The organism is Kitasatospora sp. MAA4 (genome assembly GCF_029893355.1).
Classification (GTDB): Bacteria; Actinomycetota; Actinomycetes; order Streptomycetales; family Streptomycetaceae; genus Kitasatospora.
Window position 1 is genome coordinate 100,137 of record NZ_JARZAI010000017.1, and the last position, 19,936, is coordinate 120,072.

The window sequence follows — 19,936 nt, forward strand, 5'->3', positions numbered from 1 at the left end:
CCACCCGACTACCCGGCCCGGTGAGGCTCCAGGAACTCCAGACGGTTGCCGAGCTTGTCGAACGCGTGGAACCGGTCATGCCCGGGGAGCTCACCGTCCCAGCGGACCGGATGACCGTGCGCCTCCAGCCGATCGGCCAGCTCGCGCAGCCCGTTCACCCGGATCCCCGGGTGCGCCCTGCGAGCCGGGGCGAACTCCTCCTCCACCCCGAGATGCACCTCCAGCCCACCACCCCGGAACCAGCAGCCGCCCCGGGCCGCCAACACGGGCGGCTTCTCCAGTTCCGTCATCCCCAGCACCCCGCCCCAGAACTCCCGGCACTGCGCCTCCGCCCCGCGGGGGATGGACAGTTGGACGTGGTGCAGGCCGGCGAAGCGCTCGTGCCGCGGTGCCGGCTCGTCCCGCCGTGCCAGCTCGTCCCGCAGACGTGAGGCGATCTCGTCCATCGCGGCCTCGTCCAGCGGCTCCGCCGCGGCGAGATGCCCGAAGACACCCGGCCCCCGGAGCTCCGGCGCGAGATCAGCCGAGCGCGGCACGAGGTGGAAGTGCACATGGCCGAACCCCGGCGCCTCGGCGAACTGGGCCACGTACGTCTTCTCGCAGCCCGTCACCGCCTCCAACGCCCGTGACAGGCGCACCTGCCAGAGCCCCAGCCCGGCCGCCTCCTCGTCCGTCAGCTCGGCCACCCGCGTCACATGCCGCCGCGGAACCAGCACCAGCCACCCGGGCAGCGAACAGTTCACCGCGTGCGCGACCCGCCAGTGCCCGTCCGCGCCGACCAGCTGCCGGGGCGGCAACTCGGAAAGCAGCGCGTTGTTTGCACAACTGAAGCAACCGGCACCGGCAGCGGATTCCAGGGGCACGAGGGGACTCCTCATCGAAGACGTGCGCGGCGAACCAGGACGACGACCCCCAGCGTGACCATCAGCGCCACGACCGCCCCAACACCGTACAACCAGACGGGAACCGCCCCGGAAGCCGCCTTCCCCGCCACCACCGGCACGACTGGACCCGCCGTCTCCGGCGCCCCCTGCGACTCCACCCGGCCGAGCAGCGGATTGGCCCTGGACCCGTTGTCCACCGCCGGATTGGGCGCCAACGCCTTGGACGGGGACGCGATGCCGTAGCCGTAGCGGTCGTTGGGCACCTTGCTGCCGTCGGGGGGCGCGGCGGCGCTGGTGATCATCCGGTTGATGACCTGACCGGCGGAGAGGGCGGGGTACTTGGAGCGGACGAGCGCGGCGATGGCGGAGACGTAGGCGGTGGCGTCGGAAGTGCCGTCCGCATAGCCGTAGTCGTCGGGAGCCTTGTTGCTTGTACTGCGGATATCAACCCCTGGCGCCACGAGGGTGATCTCCGGCCCACAGTCCGACCTGGCCCAGATGTTTCCCTGTTGGTCGATAGCTCCTACCGCGACCACACCGGGAAATGCGGCAGGATAGTCGATTGGGGCCCCCGCGATGTTCCCCAGATTTCCTGTAGCCGCGACAAGAACGACATCCCGGCTCACCGCATAGTTGACCGCCGCGCGCGCGTCAGCATTTGCCCGGAGCGCCCCTGTGCCGATGGACATATTGACGACTTTCGCACCATGGTCAACGGCGTAGCGCAGCGCATCTGCGAACCCCGTATCCCCTGTGGCCGATCCGATCTCACCGTCCTCGGTGAGCGCCATTCTCACCGGCAGGATCTTTGCCTTCGGCGCGAGCCCCATGACCCCGGCCTGGTCACCGTGCCCATGGCCGGCAATCAGTCCGGCCATGCTGGTTCCGTGACCCATTGAGTCAACGCGCCCATCCGTATGGGCTCCTGAGACATCTCCACCACTGAGGATCTGCCCGGTCAGGTCCTGCTGGTCCGCATAGACACCGCTGTCGATGACCGCGACCGTCACGCCCTCGCCCTGACTGATCGGCCAGACCTTGCTCTCCGCCTCGTACGCCTTCAACGCCCACTGCTGGTCACGGACGTTGTCGGCGGCCGCCGGCCCCGCACTCAGCGCCCACAACAGCGTGCCCGCCGCAAGGACGGCCATGCCCCGCACCAGCCGGCTGGTCGTCATGCCTGCTCGCTCCACTCCTCGGATCTGCCGTTCGTACCAGGAACTCATTCCACCACGTGCGGATTGGCGTCCTCGTCCGGCATCCATGTCTCCTCGTCCTCGACGAGGTACTCGGCGCGCTTGCCCTCGCGGCGCTTCTTACGCTTCAACTCCTGGGCGCTGCCCGGCAGGAACCCCATGCCCTCCGGCCCGGTTCCCTCGGGCTCGGCCGGTACGCGTCCGCGAGCGCCCAGGCCCGTACCGCCTTCCGTGAAGGCCTTCTGACGACCTCCGACAGCGCGCTCCTCGCCCTCGGCCTCACCGATCGCCCCCTGCGCCTGTCGGGCGACTCCACCCGCCCTGGCCCCGGCGCCCGAGCCAACGGGCCGCGCAGCGCCCGCGCTCGGCACTCCCTCCGGGTCGAAGACGGCTCCCGAACCACCTGCCGCCTTGGAACCGCCGGACCGCCCGCCGGTCTCCTCGCCCATCAACCCGCCGTCGATCGGTTCACACTTCGCCGGTGCCGCACCCGCAGTCCGCCCGGAGTTGCCGGTGAGCCCACCGCCGAACCCCATGGGCATCGCAGTGCTCCCGCCGCCCGTCACCCCTGCGACGCTGCCGGCAGCCGACGCACCGCCCGTTGGCGCTGGACTCGCCCCGAGGCTGCCCGCGTTGGCCAGACTCGTCCCTGCGCCACCCCCGGTCGCCCCGGAGGCGGTGGGCTGCTGCCCGCTCACAGGAGCTGGCTCAGCGCCGATGCCGACAGTCCTGGGCGGCTTGGGGGCAGGGTTGGCCACGCCGCCCTGGATCCCCGCATCAGTGGGAGCTGCAGTCCGCGCAGTCGACGTACGAGGAGACTCCACTGCTGGAACCGTCGTCCGGACAGGGGAAGACTGATCCTTCCCGGCAGCTGAGGTGGAGTAGCCACCGATGGCCCCGAGCCCGGCTCCCATGATGAACGCACTGGCCGCTGCAGAAGCCGTGGGGTCTGGAGGGGGGATCTTGTCGACCTCCGACGGAGAGGTCATCGCCGGCGGCTTCAACACCGGTGTCGCCGTCCGGTACTTGTTGGCCAGCGTCTGCATCACCGCGACCGCTTCGGCCTTCTTCCGGTCGGCGAGCGGGATCTGCGTGCTGTCGTCCTCGATGCCCACCGCCGACTGGGCGGTGTCCGAGATCGCGTTGCCGACCTGGGCGAGGAAGCCCGGTTCCTCGGGCATCTCGCGCTTCGCCTCGTCGATGGCCTCGGACATCATCTGGAGCGTGTTCGCGGCATCGTTGGCGTATGCGGCCGTGTTGTTGACGCTGCCGGCGAGCTTGGTCATCTTCTCGTAGAAGGCGTTGCTGGTGCTGCCTTCCCAGGTGTCGGTCGCATCGCCGGAGGCGGTGTCCAGGGCTGTGCGGATCTGCTTCAGGGTTGCGGCCGCTCGGCGCCAGGGGTCGCTGGCCGACATCACGTCACCCGAGTTCATGGCCTCGGCCATCTTCCGCAGGTCACTGTGGCTGTAGTTGTTGAAGTCGGTGATATCGGAGCTCATGCCCGGACGCCTCCCGTCCCGTTCGATCCGCGCGGCGTGGTCACCATGTCGGCTGCGCGATGCCGCCGTTGCCGTCCGGGCCGCTGCCGGGTGCCGGCTTGGCGGGCCTGCCCTTGCCGGTGCCTGCGCCGCCTCCCGCGCCGCCCGGGAGGACGACCTCACCGTCGACGACCTGGTCCGACTCCGCCCCCGTCCCTGTACCCGTCCCTGTACCCGTCGCCGTCCCCGCGCTCTTCGCCGCCGCCCGGCCCGCGACCGTTCCGGCCGCTGCCCCGGCCGCTGCACCGGCCGCCGCACCGAGGTACAACGCGTACGACGCCGACGTACTGCCCACCGACCACCCGTCCGAGGTGACCTTGAGGTCCTGTGCCGTCCGGTGCTCCTGGTCCTCGTAGCTGGCGGCGGTCAGGTCGGCCTTCCGCTGCGCCTCGTCGATCGCTTCCTGGAGCGCGTTAAGGACGTCGCGCAGGCCGTCACGCATCAGCTCGTACTGGTCGTGGAGCGCGTTCGCCTCCGCGAAGGTGCCGAACGAACCCCGGCCGATCCCGGTGCGGGCGTGCGTGGTGGCGCCGTCCGCACTCGACTGGAACTCCTTCAGCAGGCCCCGGACCTGACCGGCGAACGCCCGCAGGTTGTCCACCTCGACCCGATATCCCGTACCAGCGCTGCCCGCGCTGCCAGCGCTGCCCGCAGCACTGCTCCCCGTGTCGGCCACGAACCCGCGCCTCCCCCTACTCGCGCCTGCCTGACAGGTCTCCACCCCGGTCTCGCTCCCATGTCTAACACATGTCATGCCCCGTCAGAATGCCGCACACAGCCCACCCGGAACGGTGGCTCAGCCCGTCTTTCGCTCCCCCGCCAACTCCCGCAGCGCCCGGCGGCACAGCGAATCCGCCCGCCGGGTGGTCTCCGGCAGCCGGTAGCGGGGGGTCAGGGCGAGTACGCAGTCGACGGCCTCGGAGATCCCGATCCGGTGGCCGACCGACACGAAGGCCGGCTTCACCCCCGCACGGGTGCGGACCGCACGGCCCACCTCCTCGCCGGTCGCCTCGTCCACCAGCGGGGTCCACTCCCCCCGCTCGGCGCCCGGGAGTTGGTGGCTGAACGTGAAGGGCGTCTTGGCCACCCCCAGCGTTCGCAGGCCGGTGAGCACGCCGAGGTGGCTGGCCAGTCCCAGGCGCCGCGGATGAGCCACGCCGTAGCCGTCGCAGACCACCAGGTCGGGGGTCTGCCCGAGCTTGGCCAACGCGTCGATCACCGCCGGGAGTTCACGGAAGGCAAGCAGGCCGGGCACGTACGGGAAGGCGATCCGGCCGACGGCGGTGGTCTCCTCGACCACCTCCAGCGTGCGGAGGTCGAGCAGGACGGCCGCGGCGGCGACGACGTCGTTCTCGTCGTCGTAGGCCACATCAACTCCCGCCACCAGCACCACCGGACCCGCACCGAAGGGCTCGACGAGCTCCCGCAGGCGCAGTTGCTCGGCGACGGCCTCCGCCTCGGTTCGAGGCCAACCGGCCAGGTCAACAGGGCTGATCGACGGTCGGCGGTCGGTCACGGACTCCCCCGGAGCATCTCGGTACGGCACTCGGCGCGCTGTCACCGCCACCGTATCCGCCCTGCTCGGGCAGCCCGTACGGCACGGTCGCGCGGGGCATGAGTCCATGCGCCCCCTGTGCCCCCCGCATATGCCCGGTTAGCCTGAACTTACCGAACTCCCCTACGGGGTAAGTCTCCTGCGGGGCCATTCCGCTCCGGTCCACCGATGCGCGAAGGACGGACAGCCATGCCGCAATCACTCGCCGCCAGGGTCTGCACCGGCAGCTGCACCGTCGTCGCCACCACGCTGCTCCTGCTCGCGGTCTCCGGCGCCACCGGCTTCCCCGAGATCGCCCTGCTCGTGGTACTCGCCGTGGCGGTCGGCGCGTTCGCCGCGACCCTGGTCTCCCCCCGGCGCGCGGCCCCCGCAGCGCCCCCCGCGCCTGCGCCGGCGGCCCCCGCGGCCGCCTCCACCCCTGCCTCCGTCCCCGCCCCCGGCGGCCGCTGACCTCCCGTCCAGCGGACCGCCACCCCGCGCGGCACATCAGACCGTGGAGACCACCACGGTCTTCGCCGCCTTGTCGTGGACGCACTGGCGGTACGGCTTGTCGAACACGCCGAACATACCGTCGGCCAGCCACCACAGTCCGCAGCACAGCACCGCGGGCAGCGTGTACGTCGCGGCGCGCGTCCACCCGGCCGAACCGTTCGGGCTGCTCCCGTCGATGAGCATGGCGACCCGGACGTTCATCACCTTCTTGCCCAGCGTCTGGCCGTCCCGGGAGAGCATCGTGCCCTCGTAGATGAGGTACAGGCCGTAGAAGAGCCAGACGCCACCGGTCCAGCCGTCCCGACTGCCGAAGCCGGTGAACGGCAGGACCAGCAGGAAGGCGACGATCTGGATGATCACGTAGTCGATCAGCCGGGCCACGATCCGGCTGAGCCAGCTGCCGAGCGGCGGCATCCCCGGCACGGGAGCGGCGGGCCCGCCGTAGCCGGGGGCACGGTACGGGGAGGACGGATCTGCGGAGTCGTACGGACCGCCGGGACGTACGCCGTAGGGCGCACCGCCGCCGAACGGCTCGGCGGACGGGGGCGGCACGGCGTCGTACGGCGAACCGGACGCGGGCGTCCCGTTGGCCTGCGATCCCGGCTGCGGCGGCTTCTTGTCGAAGGAGGGCTTGCCGTCCCCCTCCGGCTCGGGGTTCGAGGGGTCGTAAGTACTCATGCAGAGAGTAGATCACCGCAAATACTACGAAGTACGGATATTTAGCCCGTTCTGTCCATGCCCGTCACTCCGTCCGGGCGCTCAGCCCTCGACCACCTTCGTGCCTGCCACCCGGTCGTGCCAGCCGCGCCTGCCCTGACGATCGACCAGCACGGCGAGGAGGCCCACCAGGGTGAGGACGGAGAGCTGCCCGACCAGCCAGCGGCCCAGCGAGCGGCCCAGCGTCGGCGGCCGGCGGGCGTCCGTCCTGACGACGCGTAGGCCGAGCAGCCGCTTGCCCAGGGTCCGACCGGTCCGGGCGGTGGGGAGCACCTCCCCGAGGAAGCCGACCAGCAGCAACACCCCGAGGAGCAGTCCGAGCCGCCCGAGGACCACGCCGTCGAGCAGCCACACCTGGACCTCCCGGCCCGTCAGCTGACTGGCGGCCCGCGCCTGCGCGACCCTGACCTGCACGTGCGCCTCGGTGTCGGCGACGAACGGCAGCGCGGTCGCCGCGGCGACGGCGGCGAGGACGAGGCCGTCGAGCAGACGCGCGGCCGCCCGCCGCCCGAGGCCGGCCGGTCTCACCGGCTTCACCGGCCTCGGCGCCGCCTGGCGGTTGCGCTGCACGGTCTGAGAAGTCGGCCTGGCCGACTTCTCAGACACAACCGCAGACACAACCGCAGGCACACGCACCGGCACCGGCACCGGCACCGGCTCAACAGGCGCAGGCACAACCGCAGGCACGACGACCGGAGCGACCGCGACCGCGACCTCCACCTCCGCACGCTCCGAACGAACCTCCACCTCCACCTCCGCCCCCGGCGCCTCCACCACGCCCCATGACACCCAGCGCGGCGCCGTCCCCGTCTCCATCAGCCCACGCTGCGCCTGCGGATCCGCCCGCCAGGCGGACCCGTCCGCCAGCTCCGGCGCGATGGTGAACGCAGCCCCGGCCGCCGTCTCGTCCAAGAACACCGGCCCGGTCTCCACCGTCTCCGCCGCCTCCTGCGCCGGCAGCACCACCACCGGCGGCGGGATGTACCGGGCGTTCGGCCGCGGGTTGGGCCGCACCGCGAACCGCGGCACCTCCAGCACCTCGCCGGCGGCGGGCGCCGGCCTGCTGGTCCCGGGCACCCAGGCGCCGCCGTTCCAGTAGCGCACGAACCCCGGGACGGACGGGTCCGGATAGTAGCCGGGCGAGGGGACGACGGCCGTGTCCACGCTGGCAACCGAGGGCTGGTCCGACATTCAGATCTACTCTCCTGTGCACGGTCGGCGGGACACACGCCACGTCGCCGGACAGTCACAAAGGGTAGTGCCTCCAAACCTGCGCGCGCGGAAGTTGTCGATTAACGGGACGGCCGACCGCCGCGCACGCTATGGCCGGAGCCTGCGCCAAGCCCCCGCAGATTGGCACCGAGAAAGTGTGTAAGAACCACCCCTCGCCGCGCTCTCCATGGTGACAAGGCCTTCGGAAGGCCCCAGAAGGACAGAGAGGAACCGATCATGGACCGCCGGCTGAGCGTGGTCGAGCACGAGCTCGAACTGAACCTGGTGCTCTCCCCCGAGCGCAGCGTGCCCGTCCCGGCCCGGCTCTCCTACGGGAGCCACGACCCGTACGCCGTCCACATCACCTTCCACCTCGACACCGGAACCCCGGTGACCTGGGTGTTCTCCCGCGAGCTGCTGGTCGAGGGGACGTTCCGCCCGTGCGGTCAGGGCGACGTGCGGATCTGGCCGACCCGGGCCGGACGGCGCAGTGTGCTCTGCCTCGCCCTGACCTCCCCGGCCGGGGACGCGCTGTTGGAGGCGCCGCTCCCGGCGGTCGCCGCCTGGCTGGAGCGCGCGCACCGCCTGGTGCCGCCGGGCAGCGAGCTGGCCGTGCTGGATCTGGACAGCTCGCTCGCCGAGCTGCTGGCGTGACGGAACGACGGAACCGCCCGGGGCCAGGAGGGGGTGTCAGCGCGCCGCGGGGGTGCGCTGACGTCCGCCACCGACCGCGGCGGCCAGCTCGCGCTGCCGCGGCAGGCGTCCCAGCGGCTCGCCCGCGGCCCGCCGCCGCGCCCGCACGCGCAGCGCGGTCAGCAGCAGGAAGCACAGCCCGACCCACGGGTACATCCCGGCCGGGATCTGCTTGAGCAGGCCCATCTGCAGGTTGGTGATCCCCTTGTGCGGCACGAGCCACATCGAGAACGAGCAGAACGCCAGCGTCGTCGCGCCGAGGATCACCCGCCAGCGCACCCGCCGCACCGCGGCCGGCCGGGACCGCTCGTGCGCGGCCTCGGCCGCGAGCAGCACCAGCACCGGTACGCACCACACCCAGTGGTGGGTCCAGCTGATCGGCGAGATCAGCAGCGCGGTGATCGCGGCGCAGCAGACGCCCCACGCCTCGGCGCGCGGCAGGCAGCGTCCGCTGCGGTAGGCCCAGGCGGCGATCGCCAGGCCGCTCACGGCGACGACGGCGGCGGCGAGGGTGGCGGCCGTCCCGGGGTTGGCGTGGTGCAGGAAGCGGGCGGCGACCCCGCGCAGCGACTGGTTGTCGACGATCTCGGTCTTGCCGACCCGCGAGGAGTCGTACAGGTACTTGGTCCAGAACCCCCAGGTGGCGCCGGGCAGTACGGCGCCGCCGAGCGCGAAGGTGGCCAGGAAGGTGAAGCCCGCCACGAAGGCGGCCCGGACCCGGCCGGTGATCAGCAGGTAGACGGCGAAGATGCCCGGTGTGAGCTTCATCCCGGCCGCGATCCCGATGCCGACGCCCTTCCACCGGTGGCCGTCGGAACGGGTCAGGTCCCAGAGGACCAGGCAGATCAGGATCAGGTTGATCTGGCCGTACCGCAGCGTGGTGAAGACCGGCTCCAGCCAGACCCCGAGCCCGGCGACCAGTACGACGCCCACCGGGCGGACCTCCCGGCGCGGCCAGCCGACCAGCCGGAAGGCCAGCAGCGCGGTCAGCCCCAGCAGCGCGACGTTGCCGGCCGTGATCGCCACCCGCAGGAAGCTCACCGCGGCCCAGGTGGTCGGCACGAAGAGCATGGCCGCGAACGGCGGGTAGGTCGCGGGAAGGTTCCACTGGGTGACCCGCAGCGCGTAGAGGTCGCGTCCGTGGGCGACGGCGGCGCCCTCGGCCCGGTAGACCATCATGTCGACCATCGAGGTGCCGATGAAGTGCCGGACGACGGCGTAGAGGAGCAGCGACACTGCCGCTGCCAGCGAGGCGATCAGCAGCGGCCGCCGGGGCGCCTCCCGCACCGCGCGTACCGGCTCGGTCACCCGCTGCCGCCATGCGGACGAAGGAGCGGGGACGGGCCTCGGTCCGGCACCCGCCGTCCGTGGGTCCTGCTGCACCGCTGTCACTGCCTGCTCCGTCCGCCGGTCGGTCGACCAACAATCGACCATACCGGAGAGGCCCGAACCTCGACCTTGATCGTTTCGCACCGATCACACCGGGCCCCTCCGTCCCAGGGGTCAGCCCGTGTAGGCCCCCAGGGCCCTGGTGAAGTCCAGCGGCTGCTGCGCGATGCTGCTGCAGCTGGGGTCCGCGTACGACTTGGCGCCGCCGTCGCAGGCCTTGTCCCGGGTGCCGGACCACATCGCCAGCCAGGCCAGGTGCTTGCTCTGGGCGAAGGCGGCCAGCTGACCGGCGTCGGCGACCGTGAAGACCTCGGAGGAGACGTCGTTGACGCCGATCATCGGGGTCACCGCGACCTTCGACCAGGCCGCCGCGTCGCTCAGGCCCAGCACGCTCTTGACCTGCGCCTGGGTGGCGGTGGCCGCGTCGATGGCGTACGTGCCCATCCGGCCGCCGGGGTTGGGGGCGACGCCGTCGCCGAAGTCCATCGCCATGATGTTCACGGCGCCGATCCGCACGCCGCTGCTCTGCGCGTCGGCCAGCAGGTTGATGCCGTCCTGGGTCAGGCCGGTGGGCAGCGCGGGGAGCGTGTACGAGACGTCGAGGGCCCTGCCCTTGCTCGCGGCGGTCTGCTGCAGCTGGGCGATCGCCTGGTCGCGACGGGTGTTGGCGGCGGTGTCGGCCAGCGCCCCGCCCTCGACGTCGAAGTCGATCCTGCTCAGGCCGTAGGCGTCGACGACCTGCTGGTAGGCGGCGGCGAGGTCGGCCGACGAGCCGCAGGCGGTGGCGAGTTCGCTGCCGTTGGCGCCGCCGAAGGAGACCCGGACGTCGCCGCCGATCGCGCGCAGCGCGCCGATCTGCGAGGCGACCGGGTCGGATGTGAGGTCGCTGACGCCGCCCCACTTCGGCACGCAGCCGCCGCCGGAGACGACGAAGGCGAGCGTGAAGTTCTTCACGCCGGTCGCCTTCGCGGTGGCGAGAAGGTCGTACGGCGGGTACAGCGAGGTGTCGACATACGGTGCGAACCCGGCCCCGCCGGACGCAGGTACCGGCACCGGCGTGGGCGAGGACGTCGGCGACGACGTCGGCGTGGCAGTGGCCGAGGGACGCGCGCTCGGCTTCGCGCTGGTGGCGGGCGCCGAAGGCGCAGCCGTCGGCGACGAGGTCGGCACCGACGACGGCACCGGCACCGGCGACGGCGGCGCCGTGGTCGGCCGCCCGGACGGGACGGGGGTCGGCCCGTTGCCGGCCTTGCAGGAGACGTTGTCGATCAGGCAGTTGCCCGGCTCGGCCTGCGCCGGCCCGGAACCCTCCACCACGAACCCGACGTCCACGCTCTTCCCGGGGTCGAGGTGCTTGCTCCAGGACTCCGGCTTCACCGTGACGTGCTGCCCGGAGAGCGTGAAGCCGGCGTTCCAGAGCGAGTCGATCTTCGCGCCGGCCGGCAGGTCGAAGGCCAGCGTCCAGTCGTCTGTCGCGCTGCCGGTGGTGTTGCTGACCAGGTACTGGCCGGTGTAGCCGCTGTCCCAGCTGCTGGTTCTGCTGTAGACGGCGCCGACCGTGGCGGCACTGGCCGAGGAGGCCAGCGCCACCACGCCGCCCGCGACGACGGCCGCGGCGACCGCGCTCGCACCGAGGACGGCGCCCTTGCGGCTGCGCCGCCGGTGGCCCCGGCGCGGCGTGGACTGGTTCGTCATGGGTGCTACCTCCGCGGTGAACTACGAGCGATCCGCCAGGCGTTGACCGCCCCGACGCCGCCGACGCTAGCGCTCCCGCAGGCCGGGAAACCCCCGCTCAGAGACGGGTAGAGGTCTCTTAGGGACTACTTAAGAAAGATCCCCTCGGCCCCGCTGTCTGCGCCGCCCCGGGCGCCGCTGACGGCCGGGCCGACCGACGGACGGCCCGCCGAGCGCCAGTCGCAACCGGATCTCCGCGCCGCCGAGCCCGGCCGAGCGCCCCAGCGCCAGGTCCCCGCCGGTGGCCTCGGCGAGCTTGCGGACGATGTCCAGGCCGAGCCCGGTGGAGCCGTCCCCGCCGTCACCCTCGCCGCGCCGCAGCGCGGCCGCCGGGTCGTCGAAGCCTGCCCCGGCGTCGCCGACCAGCACGATCACCGCGTTCTCGGTGGCCAGCACGTCCACCGAGAACGCGGTGCCCATCACGGTGTGCCGGAAGACGTTGCCGAGCAGCGCGTCGACGGCGGCCACCAGGTCGCCGCGCTGCACGGGCACCGGCGCCGGGGCCTCGGCGCCGGCCAGCCGCCAGCGGCGGCCCTCGTCCTCGGCCAGCGCCGACCAGAAGCCGACCCGCTCGCGGATCACCTCGGCGGCGTCGCAGCCGACGGTGATCACCGGGGCGTCCTCGGCCGGGCGGCGGGCCGAGCGGATGATCTGGTCCACCTCGCGCTCCAGTTGGGAGACCGCGTGCCGGGTGGCGTCAGCGGCGTCCCCGTCGCCGAGCGAGGCGGCGTTCAGCCGCAGCACGGTGAGCGGGGTGCGCAGCCGGTGCGAGAGGTCGGCGGCCAGTTCGCGCTCGGCGGCCAGCAGGTGCACGACGCGGTCCGCCATCGCGTTGAACGCGACTGCGGCCTCCTGGAGTTCGGCGGGGCTGCCGTCCACCTGCGGGCCCTGGACGGGGACCCGGACGGCGAGGTCGCCGGCGCCCAACGAGCGGGCGGCGACGGCCAGTCGGCGGGCCGCGCCGACCAGCCGCGAGCCCATCCGGTCGGCCACCAGCACCGCGATGGCGACCAGCGACAGGGCCACCAGCGAGAGCACCAGCCAGGCGGTCCGCACGCCCCGGGTCAACTCGCCGTCGGCGACGTACACCTCGACGACGGCGACCCGCGAGGTGTCCACGGCCACCGGCTGGAGCAGCGCGAACCCGCCGGGGACCTGCACGGTCATCGAGCGGCCCTCGCCGCTCGCGGTGGAGATGTCGGCGTCGCTCGCCCGCGCCGCGCCGATGGTCGTCCCCCGGACGGCCGGGCCGGCGACCGGCGGCGGCAGGTGGACGGCGATCAGGCCCTGCGCGCCGGCGTCCGTGCTGGCCATCGCGCGGGACAGCGCGTCCTGGTCGGTGGTGATCGCCAGCGCCGGGCCCAGCGCGGCCGCCTGCCGGTCGGCGGCGGTGAAGGCGCGGTCGCGGGCGGTCTTCTGGACCATCAGGCCCAGCGGGATGAGGAAGGCCAGCGCCACCATCGTGGTGCCGGCCACCGCCGCCTTGACCAGTGCCCAGCGCAGCGACTGCCCCCCGCGCCGGGGCTCCCCGCCCCCGGCGCCGCCCCCCGGCGATCTCACGGCCGCTGCTCCGGACCGGCCGGCACCGGAGCCTCCAGCCGGACGCCGACGCCGCGCACGGTGTAGAGGTAGCGCGGGTTGGACGCCGTCTCGCCGAGCTTGCGGCGCAGCCAGGAGAGGTGGACGTCGATGGTCTGGTCGCCGCCGTAGGTCTGGCGCCAGACCTCGGCCAGGATCTCCCGCCGCGGCACCACCACCCCGGGCCGCGAGGCCAGGAAGGCCAGCAGGTCGAACTCGCGGCGGGTCAGGTCGAGCGGCCGCCCGTCCAGCATCGCCTCGCGCCGCTGGGCGTCGATCGCCAGGCCGCCGACCCGCAGGATCTTGGCGGTCGGCGCCATGCCGCCGCCGAGCCGGCGCAGCACGGCGGTCATCCGGGCCGTCAGGTGCTCCCCGGAGAACGGCTTGACCAGGTAGTCGTCCGCGCCGTCGTTGAGCAGCCGGACGATCTCCGCCTCGTCGTCCCGGGCGGTGGAGATGATCACCGGGACGTCGGTCAGGCCGCGGATCATCTTGAGCGCCTCGCTGCCGTCCAGATCGGGCAGCCCGAGGTCGAGGATGACCAGGTCGCAGCCGACCTGCGCGACCTCGCGCAGCGCCTCCAGCGCGGTGCCCACACTGCGCACCGCGTGCCCGCACTCGGACAGGTGCCGGATGAGGGCGGATCGTACGAACGGGTCGTCCTCGACCACGAGCACTGTTGCCATGGCCCTGCACGGTACGGCATCGGCCGGACCAGTTGTCCAGTCCACTGGCACGATGCGGCAGGATGGCCGGACGATGCGAAGCGGACTGGTTCAGACGGGCGCCTGGGCGGCGGCCACCGGGGTGGCGGTGCTGCTGTCCTGGCTCGGTGTCAGCAGCGTGCTGTCCGACGACGCGTTCGGGCCGCCGAAGCCGCTGCCGCTGCCGGCCACCTCCGCGGCCCCCGGTCCCGCCGCCGCGCCGTCCCCGTCCGCATCCCCATCGCCGTCCACCATGCCCCCGCCCGCGCCCACGCACCAGTCACCGACGCCGACGCCCGAGAGCAGCGAGGACGGCAACGACGACGACAGCGCCGACGGCGGCGACAGCGCGGACCCGACCCCGAGCGCGGTGCACAGCTACCTGGTGCCCGGCGGCCGGGTCGCACTCGACATCCACCCGGACTCCGCCGAGCTGGTCTCGGCCACCCCGGACGCGGGCTGGCAGATGCAGGTCTGGCACGGCGACGAGTGGATGCGGATCGACTTCTCCCTCAACAACGCCACCAACTCGGTCTTCGTGACCTGGAACGGCCACGCCCCGGACGTCCAGACCGTGGTCCGCTGACCACGCAACGCCGAGCAGCCCCGGAGCGGACGGGCTCCGGGGCTGCTCGGCGTCGGACGCAGGCTGCGGTCAGAGGTTGCCGCGGCGCTCCTGCTCGCGCTCGATCGCCTCGAACAGCGCCTTGAAGTTGCCCTTGCCGAAGCCCATCGAGCCGTGCCGCTCGATCATCTCGAAGAAGACCGTCGGCCGGTCCTGCACCGGCTTGGTGAAGATCTGCAGCAGGTAGCCGTCCTCGTCGCGGTCGGCCAGGATCTTCAGCTCGCGCAGCTGCTCGATCGGCACCCGGGTGTCGCCGACCCACTCGCCCAGCGTGTCGTAGTAGCTGTCGGGGGTGTCGAGGAACTCCACACCAGCCGCCCGCATCTGACGGACCGTGTGGACGATGTCGTTGGTGGCCAGCGCGATGTGCTGGACGCCGGGGCCGCCGTAGAACTCCAGGTACTCGTCGATCTGCGACTTCTTCTTGGCGATGGCCGGCTCGTTGAGCGGGAACTTGACCTTGCGGGTCCCGTCCGCGACCACCTTGGACATCAGCGCGGAGTACTCGGTGGCGATGTCGTCACCGACGAACTCCTTCATGTTGGTGAAGCCCATCACCCGGTTGTAGAAGGCCACCCACTCGTTCATCTTGCCGAGCTCGACGTTGCCGACGCAGTGGTCGATCGCCTGGAAGTTGCGCTTCTTGACCGGCTCGACGATCGGCTCGCGGGGGGCGTACCCGGGCAGGTACGGACCGGCGTAGCCGGAGCGGTCCACCAGGGTGTGCCGGGTCTCGCCGTAGGTCGCGATGGCGGCCAGCACGACGGTGCCGTGCTCGTCCTTGGCCTCGTACGGCTCGGACAGCGAGGTGGCGCCGTGCTCGATCGCGTAGGCGTACGCGGCGTACACGTCCGGGACCTCGATGGCCAGGTCGACCACGCCGTCGCCGTGCTCGGCGACGTGGCGCTCCAGGAAGCGGCCGCGCTCGGTGCTCGCCTTGACCACGGACGTGAACACGAAGCGCGCGCCGCCGGACTCCAGGACGTAGCTGGCGGTCTCGCGCGAGCCGGTCTCCGGTCCGGAGTAGGCCACGCAGCGCATGCCGAAGGCGGTGGAGTAGTAGTGCGCGGCCTGCTTGGCGTTGCCGACCGCGAACTCGACGGCGTCCATCCCCTTCACCGGGAAGGGGTCTGCCTGTCCCGCGTGCGCGGGGATGGACTGAGCGGCGGTATCGGTCATGACGGCCTCCCTGTAGGGCGTGGGACCAGGTGCCCCGAGGGTTGTGGGGCTTGATCTCCCCCGCGGATCGGTGTGGGGACCTCCCCACGGGGTTGTGGGGGGAGCGTGGCCCCGATCACAGCGTTGCGCAACTGTTCCGTTTTCCGCTGGTCAAGCTGTGTCTCTCAGCGGGACAATTCCGGCGGCGGCTGTACAGATTGCCCAGTGGAAGAGGACTCCGCATGCACTCCCCGATCGACCCCCTGGACGGCCGGCTGATCGCGCTGCTGACCGAGGAGCCCCGGATCGGGGTGCTGGAGTGCTCGCGCCGCCTCCAGGTGGCCCGCGGCACCGTCCAGGCCAGGCTGGACCGGCTGCAGGCGCGCGGGGTGATCGGCGGCTTCGGCCCCGAGGTGGAGCCTGCCGCGCTCGGCTACCCGGTCACCGCCTTCGCCACCCTGGAGATCTCGCAGGGGCAGGGCGCCGACGTACGGGCCCACCTGGCCTCCGTCCCGGAGGTTCTGGAGCTGCACACCATCACCGGCCAGGGCGACATGCTCTGCCGGATCGTGGCCCGCTCCAACGCGGACCTGCAACGGGTGATCGACCGGGTGGTCGGCTTCGACGGCATCGTGCGGGCCTCCACCGCGATCGCGCTGGAGAACCCGGTCCGCTACCGGGTCCTGCCGCTGGTCGCCCAGGCCGCCGCCGAGGGCGCCGACCGGCCCGAACGACCGTAGGCGTCAGCAGCTTGGAAGGCTGCCGCCGCTGCCCAGCGCGGTGAGCGCCGCCAGCGAGTCGCTCAGCGTGTTGACCGGGATCAGCCGCAGGCCCTTCGGCGTGTTGACCTGGGCGTCCGCGCACTCCATCCGCGGTACCAGGAAGACGGTCGCACCGTCCCGGGCCGCCGCCTGGGTCTTCAGCGCCACCCCGCCGACCGCACCGACGTTGCCGCTGTCGTCGATGGTGCCGGTGCCCGCGATGTTGCGGCCGTGGGTCAGGTCGCCGCCCTTGCCGTCACCGGCCAGCTTGTCGATGATCGCCAGGCTGAGCATCTGACCGCCGCTGGGGCCGCCGATACCCGCCAGGTCGACGGTCACCTTGACCTGATCGGGTGAGAGGTGCAGGTAGTTCAGCGCCACCGTGGTCGCGCTGTCCTGCGCCTGGACCATCTGCTGGTTGGTGACCTGCTCGGCCTTGGTCGCGTTGCTCTCCGGATAGACGGCGTCCCGCGGCAGCACGGCCACCTTCGGGTCGAGCCAGCCCCTGATCGCCTGGTCCAGGCTGATCGACTCGCCGGGGCCGGTCGCCGTGATGGTGGTGATCCGCAGCGCGCCGCTGGTCTGCCGCACGGGCGCGCCGGTGATCGTCAGCACCTGGTGGCCCTGGTAGGCGCCGAGCGCGTCGGCGGTGTCGCCGGGCGAGGTCAGGGTGAACGGAAGCGGCGCGAACGCCCCGACCGCGAGCAGCGCGGCGACCATGGCGGCGCACACGGCGAGCGCGCGGTACTTGGCGGTGAACGCGGCGGGCGGCTTCGGCGCAGCAGGCTGCTTCGGGGCGGCGGGCGGCTTCGGGGCGACAGACACAAGGGCATCCAAACACACCGGCCGCCCCCGCCGGATCAGCGCAGGGCGTCCGCGACCTCGGTGGCCGCCTCGACCACCCGCGGCCCGACCCGCTCGGGCACCAGTCCGTTGAGCATCACCACGCCGACGCTGCCCTCGATCCCGCTGAGGCCGACCAGCGCCGCGGCCGCTCCGCTGGCGCCGGACTGCTCCTCCGCGCGGGTGATCACGAAGCCGTTCTCGGGCCGCCGCTGCTGCGGGAAGTTGCGGGCCTCCAGGATCGCCCGGCCGGCCGCGCTCTCGTCGAGCGGGTGGCGCAGGCCGGTGCGGTACGCGACGTGGAAGTCGGTCCAGCTGGGCTCCACGACGGCCACCGCGAGCGCCTCGCTGCCGTCCACCAGGGTGAGGTGGGCGGTCGCGCCGAGATCCTCGGCCAGGCTGCGCAGCGCGGGCAGCGCGGCCTCGCGCAGCAGCGGGTGCACCCGGTGCGCCAGGCGCAGCACGCCCAGGCCGACCCGGGCCCGGCCGCCGATGTCGCGACGGACCAGACCGTGCTGCTCCAGGGTGGCCAGCAGGCGGTAGACGACGGTGCGGTTGACGGCGAGCCGGGCGGCCAGCTCGGTCACGGTCAGCCCGCGTTCGGAGTCGGCCAGCAGTTTGAGGACCCGTACTCCACGGTCGAGGGTCTGGGAGGTCTCAGCGGTCACGACACTCTTTCCTTTCCGCGGCGGTCCCGGCACCGGCATTCGCCGGATCGGGACGATGGTGTCGCGCGCAGGGGTGGTGGACGCGGGGACCGGCCGCGTCATCGTCGGCACACCCGGCCCATCTGCACTCGGATCGGAGGTTGTGCCTACGAGAGAGCGTGGAGGAAAGGTAGTAAGTGTTTCGCCGCTACGGAAGTGGTTGTCCCAAATTCGGTCATGATCGATATCTTAGATTCGGACTTTTCCGGCCAATCAGTACCATTCACGCGGGCTTTTCCCGTCCCGCAGGCCCTTCGGGTCCGGAGTCCGGACAACGCCCCTTGGGCCGGGTCCGGAACTCACCCCATCCGCAGCAGTCCCGCCCGCAGTGCGGAGGCCACCGCCGCGCCGCGGCTCTCCACTCCCAGTTTTCCGTAGATATTGGTCAGATGGCTCTTCGCGGTCGCCTCACTGATGAAGAGCCGCGCGGATATCTGACGATTCGACAGGCCGTCGGCGAGCAGTTGCAGCACTTCGATCTCCCTTCTGGAGAGGCTGGGCGAGCCGCCGCGCATCCGCCGCATCAACCGGCCGACCGCCGCCGGGCTGAGCACCGAGCCGCCCTGCGCCACCGTCCGGACGGCCGCCACCAGGTCCTGCGACGCCGCCTCCTTGCCGAGGTAGCCCGCCGCGCCGGCGTCGATCGCGCTGAGGACGTCCTGGTCCGAGCCGTACGCGCTGAGCACCAGGACGGCCGGCGGGTCGGGCAGCGCGAGCAGCGTGCGCAGCAGCGCCACCCCCTGGAAGACCCCCGTCCCCAGGTCGAGGTCCAGCAGCACCACCTCGGGCCGACCGGGTCCGGGCCGCTCGCGCATCAGCCGCAGCGCCTGGGTCTCGTCCGCCGCCTCTGCCACCACGGCCAGGTCCGCGCAGTCCTCCAGCATCGCCCGGACGCCCAGCCGGATCGCCGGATGGTCGTCCACCACCATGACCGGGGTCGGCCCGCCCGGCTCCGCCATTGCGTCTCCCCGTGACTCGCGCCTGGGCCGTGCCCTCGGCAGCACCTCTCACGGGCCGTCGGAAGCAGCCCGAGTCGAGGGACGCTCAGTATGCCACCGGTTCCCGACCCGGCCCCGATCCGGCCGGGTAGGGCACCTCGGCCAGCACGGCGACGCCCCGACCGGGTACCGACTCCACGCGCAGGCTGCCGCCCGCCTGCCGGATCAGCCGGGCGGCACCGGCCAGGCCGAGCCCACCCGGGTCGGCCGGACGGGCCGCCGGCCAGGTCTCGGCCCCCGCCGCGAGTCCCGTCCCGTCGTCCCGGACCGCGGCCGCCAGGTGGTCGGCCCGGTAGTCGAGGTCCACCGTGACGCTGCCCGCCCGTGCGTGCCGCACGGCGTTGCTCACGGCCTCGCCGATCACCCGCAGCACCGCGCTCTCGGTCGGCAGCGGCAGCGCGCGGTGCGCCCCGCTGGTCCGCAGCCGCACCTGCGGGGGCCGGCCGTCCGCCTCGCAGGCCGCGCCGAACTCGGCCAGGCAGGCCAGGGCCCGGTTGGCGAGCGTCACGTACCGTCCGGCCGCTGCGACCAGACCGCCGTTGGACAGCTGGGCGAAGGCGACCCCGCGGGTCAGGTCGTGGGCCTGGTCCAGGCCGAGCAGCAGGGTGTCGTAGGCGACCTCCAGACGCTCCGCCTGCCGCGGCCCGGCGTCCTCGGCCCGGCCGGCGGCCCGCAGCAGCATCGCGGCGGCGGCCAGGTTCTGGGCCAGTCCGTCGTGCACCTCGCGCCCGATCCGCTCGCGCTCCTCCAGCCGGCCCGCCTCGCGCTCCGCCGCCGCCCACTCCTCGGATCCCTGACGAAGCGTCAGCAACCGTTCCCGGGCCGCCCGTCGGGCCTCCAGCACGGCGCCGCGCGCCGCCAGCAGCCGCCAGAGCCCGACGCCCCCCAGCACGCCCAGCGCCGCCGACCGCAGGACGACCGGGCCCGCAGCCGCAGTCGACCTCCTTGCACCGCGCACGTGACCGCCTAGCACTGGGGGCATGGCGCTGTCCACCGCCGATTCGCCTATTTCGACCTACCTTATGGGCGGAAATCAGTCCTGCACATTCGTAGGATGTAACCGTTTGATCAAGCCGAGAACCTGGTCACCGCACCACTGAAAGCGATCAGCACGGGGGGCCTGTGCACCACTTCCACCTCTTCGGGGACCGG

20 protein-coding genes are annotated in these 19,936 nt (G+C 72.4%); 4 read left to right on the forward strand and 16 right to left on the reverse strand.

Annotated elements, in window-relative coordinates; genetic code table 11:
• Positions 1-8 precede the first annotated feature (8 nt).
• From P3T37_RS37085 to P3T37_RS23055, 5 genes are all read right to left on the reverse strand, one after another.
• The gene (locus tag P3T37_RS37085; protein WP_348533275.1) at positions 9-863 is read right to left on the reverse strand and encodes an HIT domain-containing protein; all 855 of its coding nucleotides are present in this window, start codon (positions 861-863) and stop codon (positions 9-11) included.
• A gap of 11 nt (positions 864-874) precedes the next feature.
• Positions 875-2,062, reverse strand: a complete 1,188-nt coding sequence (locus P3T37_RS23040) for a S8 family serine peptidase (protein ID WP_280725691.1) — start codon at positions 2,060-2,062, stop codon at positions 875-877.
• 44 nt (positions 2,063-2,106) lie between these two features.
• Positions 2,107-3,525 carry a hypothetical protein gene (locus P3T37_RS23045; protein WP_280725692.1) on the reverse strand — a complete coding sequence of 473 codons (1,419 nt, stop codon included), beginning with the start codon at positions 3,523-3,525 and terminating at the stop codon, positions 2,107-2,109.
• A gap of 94 nt (positions 3,526-3,619) precedes the next feature.
• Positions 3,620-4,294, reverse strand: a complete 675-nt coding sequence (locus P3T37_RS23050; protein ID WP_280725693.1) for a DUF2563 family protein — start codon at positions 4,292-4,294, stop codon at positions 3,620-3,622.
• 120 nt (positions 4,295-4,414) lie between these two features.
• Positions 4,415-5,113 (reverse strand): endonuclease V, encoded by a 699-nt coding sequence (locus P3T37_RS23055; protein ID WP_280725758.1) that lies wholly within the window; start codon positions 5,111-5,113, stop codon positions 4,415-4,417.
• A 249-nt stretch (positions 5,114-5,362) separates the two neighbouring features.
• On the opposite strand from P3T37_RS23055, the gene P3T37_RS23060 reads away from it, so the two are divergent.
• On the forward strand, positions 5,363-5,623 hold the full coding sequence (locus tag P3T37_RS23060; RefSeq protein ID WP_280725694.1) for a hypothetical protein: 261 nt from the start codon (positions 5,363-5,365) through the stop codon (positions 5,621-5,623).
• Between the two features lie 36 nt (positions 5,624-5,659).
• Here P3T37_RS23060 and P3T37_RS23065 read toward each other — a convergent pair whose 3' ends face one another.
• Both P3T37_RS23065 and P3T37_RS23070 read right to left on the reverse strand, forming a co-directional pair.
• Positions 5,660-6,343 carry an RDD family protein gene (locus tag P3T37_RS23065; RefSeq protein ID WP_280725695.1) on the reverse strand — a complete coding sequence of 228 codons (684 nt, stop codon included), beginning with the start codon at positions 6,341-6,343 and terminating at the stop codon, positions 5,660-5,662.
• Positions 6,344-6,424: 81 nt separating this feature from the next.
• On the reverse strand, positions 6,425-7,573 hold the full coding sequence (locus P3T37_RS23070) for an RDD family protein (RefSeq protein WP_280725696.1): 1,149 nt from the start codon (positions 7,571-7,573) through the stop codon (positions 6,425-6,427).
• Between the two features lie 258 nt (positions 7,574-7,831).
• On the opposite strand from P3T37_RS23070, the gene P3T37_RS23075 reads away from it, so the two are divergent.
• A complete protein-coding gene (locus P3T37_RS23075; protein ID WP_280725698.1) occupies positions 7,832-8,248 on the forward strand; it encodes an SsgA family sporulation/cell division regulator in 417 nt (138 codons plus the stop codon).
• Positions 8,249-8,284: 36 nt separating this feature from the next.
• On the opposite strand, the gene P3T37_RS23080 is transcribed toward P3T37_RS23075, so the two are convergent.
• The 4 genes from P3T37_RS23080 to P3T37_RS23095 all read right to left on the reverse strand — a co-directional run bounded on the left by P3T37_RS23080 (position 8,285) and on the right by P3T37_RS23095 (position 13,674).
• Complete coding sequence (locus tag P3T37_RS23080; RefSeq protein WP_280725699.1) at positions 8,285-9,595, reverse strand: glycosyltransferase 87 family protein; 1,311 nt, start codon at positions 9,593-9,595, stop codon at positions 8,285-8,287.
• A 195-nt stretch (positions 9,596-9,790) separates the two neighbouring features.
• Complete coding sequence (locus tag P3T37_RS23085; protein ID WP_280725700.1) at positions 9,791-11,371, reverse strand: cellulose binding domain-containing protein; 1,581 nt, start codon at positions 11,369-11,371, stop codon at positions 9,791-9,793.
• Positions 11,372-11,500: 129 nt separating this feature from the next.
• On the reverse strand, positions 11,501-12,913 hold the full coding sequence (locus tag P3T37_RS23090) for a HAMP domain-containing sensor histidine kinase (protein ID WP_280725759.1): 1,413 nt from the start codon (positions 12,911-12,913) through the stop codon (positions 11,501-11,503).
• A 53-nt stretch (positions 12,914-12,966) separates the two neighbouring features.
• Positions 12,967-13,674, reverse strand: a complete 708-nt coding sequence (locus P3T37_RS23095; RefSeq protein ID WP_280725701.1) for a response regulator transcription factor — start codon at positions 13,672-13,674, stop codon at positions 12,967-12,969.
• Positions 13,675-13,747: 73 nt separating this feature from the next.
• Here P3T37_RS23095 and P3T37_RS23100 point away from each other — a divergent pair, with 73 nt between their 5' ends.
• Positions 13,748-14,278, forward strand: a complete 531-nt coding sequence (locus tag P3T37_RS23100) for a hypothetical protein (protein ID WP_280725702.1) — start codon at positions 13,748-13,750, stop codon at positions 14,276-14,278.
• A 69-nt stretch (positions 14,279-14,347) separates the two neighbouring features.
• On the opposite strand, the gene hppD is transcribed toward P3T37_RS23100, so the two are convergent.
• Entirely contained in the window at positions 14,348-15,496 is a 1,149-nt protein-coding gene (hppD, locus tag P3T37_RS23105; RefSeq protein WP_280725703.1) for a 4-hydroxyphenylpyruvate dioxygenase, read from the reverse strand.
• Between the two features lie 221 nt (positions 15,497-15,717).
• On the opposite strand from hppD, the gene P3T37_RS23110 reads away from it, so the two are divergent.
• The gene (locus tag P3T37_RS23110; protein WP_280725705.1) at positions 15,718-16,215 is read left to right on the forward strand and encodes an Lrp/AsnC family transcriptional regulator; all 498 of its coding nucleotides are present in this window, start codon (positions 15,718-15,720) and stop codon (positions 16,213-16,215) included.
• A 3-nt stretch (positions 16,216-16,218) separates the two neighbouring features.
• On the opposite strand, the gene P3T37_RS23115 is transcribed toward P3T37_RS23110, so the two are convergent.
• The 4 genes from P3T37_RS23115 to P3T37_RS23130 form a co-directional block, all read right to left on the reverse strand.
• The gene (locus P3T37_RS23115; RefSeq protein WP_280725760.1) at positions 16,219-16,956 is read right to left on the reverse strand and encodes a S16 family serine protease; all 738 of its coding nucleotides are present in this window, start codon (positions 16,954-16,956) and stop codon (positions 16,219-16,221) included.
• A 140-nt stretch (positions 16,957-17,096) separates the two neighbouring features.
• Positions 17,097-17,747 (reverse strand): helix-turn-helix domain-containing protein, encoded by a 651-nt coding sequence (locus P3T37_RS23120; protein WP_280725706.1) that lies wholly within the window; start codon positions 17,745-17,747, stop codon positions 17,097-17,099.
• A gap of 338 nt (positions 17,748-18,085) precedes the next feature.
• A complete protein-coding gene (locus tag P3T37_RS23125) occupies positions 18,086-18,745 on the reverse strand; it encodes a response regulator transcription factor (protein ID WP_280725707.1) in 660 nt (219 codons plus the stop codon).
• An 85-nt stretch (positions 18,746-18,830) separates the two neighbouring features.
• Positions 18,831-19,766 (reverse strand): ATP-binding protein, encoded by a 936-nt coding sequence (locus tag P3T37_RS23130; RefSeq protein ID WP_280725708.1) that lies wholly within the window; start codon positions 19,764-19,766, stop codon positions 18,831-18,833.
• Between the last annotated feature and the right edge of the window lie 170 nt (positions 19,767-19,936).